Below are 1,207 nucleotides of genomic sequence, written 5' to 3'. Positions count from 1 at the left end.
CATGAGGATCTGCGCGGCGCTACGCGGGCCGATGCCGGGCATGGACAAAAGAATCTCGGTTTGAGGAATGTCCTGAATGAGCTTGAGTACTTGGGCCTCGATTTCCTTGCGATGTTCTAGCTTGGCCAGTGCATCTTTGGCGGACATTGCTACGCCAAGTTCGGCGTATTCTGCGCCGGCAATGGTTACGGTCTGCCCGTGGATGGCCGCAAGCATGGCATCGATGACAGGCTCAGGATTACGTGCCCTGTGATTGCGTGCGAAGGCTGCTAGGCGAGCTTTACCGACGCGTCGAATCTTGGTGGGACCACCGTATTTCGCAAGAAGGTGGAGGATCCACTTTCGGTGAATCATTTGCCCGCGTAGGACATGTTCGAATGCAGGATGGGTTCCCACGAGCGCAGATCGCATCTGGTTAATCAGACGTGTGTAGGCCCTCGCGAGGTCTTCGTCGATACCGTTGAGGACTTTTAGCTGGATAAAGACTTCCTCAACACGGTCGACGCTGCGCAGGGCATCCGGGAGGTTAAGACCGGCATGGGCAATGACGTAGGCGTCGCGTACATCGGTCTTGGAGTTGCCAACGTGGACGCGAGAGAGCTGCCGCATCGCAAGTCCGGGGAGGTAGCGAACCTCAGCGCCCATTGCCTGGGCGACTGCGACGGTCAGCCGGCCGATGTTGTTGGGTTGATCGACAACGACAAGGACCGAGGCGTTGTCGGCGAGGAATTGGCCGAAGAGCTTGCGTAGCGAGCCTTCATGCTGGTTGATGCGTTTGGACAGGACTTGACTGCCCTGGGGATCGAGGACGCAGGCGTGGTGGAAGTATTTGCCGACGTCCATGCCAATGACGAAGTCATAGGCCATGGGTGTGTGCCTCCTAGCGATGATTTAGAAGTTGGGTTATTGAAGTTTCATCGCTGGGGTTGTCGGACATACTTGCGCTGGCATCCACATTACTGTGAGACCTCATGCCGCCTGGGCCGGGTCAGGTTCCTATTAGCAGTTTGAGTATGTCACTGTCTTCGGCGACATCACCCCCCGGATCATTTTCAGACAGGGACAGGAATAAGCCATACCGAAGCCAGCGACTAGTTCCACTGTCCTTTCGGATGGCGGGAACGGACATAAACATAGCCCGCCCAATCGGGTGGACAGGCTATGTATCTTCGGTGCCCTGGGGTGGAACTGCTAACAACGTAATGGG

The 1,207-nt window shown here is 56.6% G+C and carries 1 protein-coding gene; it reads right to left on the bottom strand.

Annotation, left to right across the window (positions count from 1 at the left end; all coding sequences use genetic code 11):
• On the bottom strand, nucleotides 1-867 hold an 867-nt coding region (locus NQ018_RS11265; protein WP_257061021.1), incomplete at its 3' end, for an IS110 family transposase.
• Between the last annotated feature and the right edge of the window lie 340 nt (nucleotides 868-1,207).

The sequence above is a fragment of the Corynebacterium kozikiae genome (assembly GCF_024580965.1).
GTDB classification, from domain to species: domain Bacteria; phylum Actinomycetota; class Actinomycetes; order Mycobacteriales; family Mycobacteriaceae; genus Corynebacterium; species Corynebacterium kozikiae.
Note: the sequence above shows the minus strand (reverse complement) of the source record. Positions and strands in the feature narration are given on the sequence as shown.